The organism is Streptomyces sp. NPDC006510 (assembly GCF_040611955.1).
Lineage (GTDB): Bacteria > Actinomycetota > Actinomycetes > Streptomycetales > Streptomycetaceae > Streptomyces.
Window position 1 is genome coordinate 1 of sequence record NZ_JBEXPH010000392.1, and the last position, 2774, is coordinate 2774.

Below are 2774 nucleotides of genomic sequence, written 5' to 3' on the forward strand. Positions count from 1 at the left end.
TCCTACTACTTCAGGACGCGGCAGGCGCTGCTGCAGGCGGCCGTGGAACGGCTCGCCGAGGCGGACATCGCAGATGCCGCCGCGCTGCCGACGACGGGCACCACTTCAGCGGAGAACCTTGCCGATATGACGGTGGCCTACCTGGAGCACTGGGGGACCCAGGGACGCGTGCGCACGCTCGCCCGCCACGAACTCGCCCTGGAGGCCACGCGCAGACCCGAACTGCGGGCGGTACTGAAGACCGCGGCCGGGCACGTACGACAGCCGGTCGTCGACCTGCTTGCCGCGGCCGGTGTCCCCGAGCCGGAGCAGCGAGCGAAAACACTCATTGCCTCCATCGACGGTCTGCTCTTCGAGCACCTGGCCGGCCCGGACGGACTCGACCTCGACCCGGCCGAACTCCGTACCGCGCTGCTGAGCCTGTTGCACACCTTCACCGACTGACCACCGAGCTGCCGTCCATAGGGCGGAATCTGCCGCAAGACGGCTCCAGAACCCGGCAACAACCCAAAAGCACATCGGAAGCAGGCCACGCATGCCCAGCCCGGTACGCACCCAATCCACCTGGGCGCCTGCGCCGTTGTCCACGAAGGCGGTCACCCAGTGCCCGCACCCGGCCGCACACACTGCTCGATCTGCAGATGAGTGCCATGAGCATCGCCTGCCGGAGCGGCGCCGCGTGCCGTGCACGTGCGCCCGACTCGCCGGGCGGGGCGGCGGCGGAACTGGGCGCCGAGGGTCCGTGGCCCGTGCCGATGAATGGAAGTGTATGTCCGGCCACCTGCATCACCGGAGTGTGACTTCGCTCGGACCGTTGAACGGTGCCAACGACAGCACGGTCTTCGGCGTCCGCAGCTCCTCGTTCTCCGCGAACAGCTTCCGCGCCGCATCGAAGGGAACGTCGTCGCACACCACCAGCGAGACCTGGTCGTACAGTTCACGGGTCGCGTCCGTCATCTTCCTGTCTCCGCCCGCTCCCGCCCCCCAGGTGTCCCACAGCAGCGTCTCCACCTTGTTCAGTGCCGCGAGATCGATCCGCATGTCGTGCGCCACGAACCACTCCCCGAACATCCCTTCCTCCTCCGGGAGGCGGAGCCCGAAAGTCTTTGGGTCCGCATCGTGTGCTCGGATGGCCTGCCATGCCTTACCCGCGACCAGAAAACGGTTGCGCGGCACGTCCATCGGGTCGAAGTCCACCTTCAACGTGGCGCTGACCACCGGGTCGGCCAGCTGCGGATCGGCGAACAGCCAGCCCGCTCGTTGCCCCAGTACTCGGTGACCACGTGGTCATCGTTGAATCCATCCGAGCCGAAGTAGTCGGCGAACCCGGACCGCAGGCGGGCGGGTATCCCCGCGTGGCGCAGGAACGAGCAGTACAGCAGCGCGAAGTCGCGGCACACGCCGACGAACCGGTCACCGACCTCGCGCCGCTGCGTCAGCGGGGCGTCGTTCCGCTCAATGATGATCCGGAAGATGTCATCGAAGTAGCGTGTCTCGGCGTCGTTGTGCAGGCGATCCTGCGTGATGACATGACGGAACGGTTCACCTTCCAGACGGTGGACCATCAGATCTCGGGCTGCACGGGCAAGGTGAGCCGGATCATCCGGCAGGCCGGCGTAGAGCCGGCCGAGGCCGCTGGGATCGGAGAAAGCACTCTGCGCGGCATAAAAGGTGGCGGCGTCCTGTGCGAGGAGAGCAGATGGCATGGCTGGACCCCTAAAGGCATCGGTCATATGCTCGATTTCTGGGCCGGTGCACCTCACCGTGCCAAAATCTCCCCGTAATTGTCCAGATGCACCGCCCGGTCGGTGCGCGACCAGCCTCCGGAGGGTACTTGGGCAGCAGTCCCCGTTGGCCGGGGTCGAAACGGTGGTGGTGGCCGGTGATTCCATCATGACCTCCTACTGAAAGGACTTGGTAGTCCGACCAAGGGGCGAGGGATTCCGGATCTCCTTAAGACCGGAGGAAGGGCCAGCGCCGCGTTGCGGGTTGGTCTCCTCCGGGAAGAGCCGGGGAAGTGGCCGTCGTACGGCGGTGCTGACACGGGTGACTGGTCCGGTCGTCACATTTCGCGTAACCCGCGTCTCGGGGCTGGTGACGGCCGTCGCGGACTGTCTGCCTGCCGACGGCGCCCGGTACATGGCGGCGGGGCGGACCGTGGCGCGCCACGGAGAGGACGCGCTCCTGACGGAAGCCCATACGAGGACGGGCACGCGGCAGGAGGAGTGGGCCGATACCTTCCAATGCCGGGCTTCCAACGGCGCTTTGGCACGTCAGCCACAGCGACAGCAACGAGCACCCTGGCGCACTGGCCATCGTGCAGCTGGGTGTCAGATCGGGAGGCGTCTGGGATCACCGACAGCACGGCCGACCCCGGCAGGCTCACCGGTGAGGGCGGTGGCCGCCCTTCCGGTCACGGGAAGCAAAGACCACGGGACCGATGGTCGCACCCGCTCGGCCGCCGACGCAAACCGCGTAACGGAACGGTACCACCCACGCCGCGCCGCACAGATGTTGCGGTGAGTGATCTCCGGGGCGTATCGCGGCTGGACGCGTCGGCTTCGGTGACCGGTTGGCGGGCGTAGGGGAATGTCCCGCTGTCGTGGGTGGTTGCAGTCGGTTGATACAGCTGTGAGAGACGGGATTGCGCGCGTGAAGATCGGTGACATCGAGGTTCTCCCGGTGATGGACGGGGTGGGGGTCGAGGTCGCGGCGGACATCCTGTCCCGTCCCGGTGTGGACGACCCGTGGGCTTGCCACACCGAGCACCGGGA

Annotated in this window: 3 protein-coding genes; 1 reads left to right on the plus strand and 2 read right to left on the minus strand. The window is 67.2% G+C overall.

The features are described 5' to 3' along the window. Positions 1-444, plus strand: a 444-nt coding sequence (locus ABZY11_RS43755; RefSeq protein WP_356484512.1) for a TetR family transcriptional regulator C-terminal domain-containing protein, incomplete at its 5' end; no start/stop codon positions are given. Positions 445-786: 342 nt separating this feature from the next. On the opposite strand, the gene ABZY11_RS43760 is transcribed toward ABZY11_RS43755, so the two are convergent. Both ABZY11_RS43760 and ABZY11_RS43765 read right to left on the minus strand, forming a co-directional pair. After that, positions 787-1197 (minus strand): hypothetical protein, encoded by a 411-nt coding sequence (locus tag ABZY11_RS43760; RefSeq protein WP_356484513.1) that lies wholly within the window; start codon positions 1195-1197, stop codon positions 787-789. Positions 1198-1199: 2 nt separating this feature from the next. Beyond that, positions 1200-1706 (minus strand): transglutaminase-like domain-containing protein, encoded by a 507-nt coding sequence (locus ABZY11_RS43765; RefSeq protein ID WP_356484514.1) that lies wholly within the window; start codon positions 1704-1706, stop codon positions 1200-1202. Positions 1707-2774 lie beyond the last annotated feature (1068 nt).

Excerpts from the sequence above, each read along its gene's own strand:
- ABZY11_RS43765 (WP_356484514.1), bottom strand. The coding sequence starts at position 1,706 with ATGCCATCTGCTCTCCTCGCACAGGACGCCGCCACCTTTTATGCCGCG.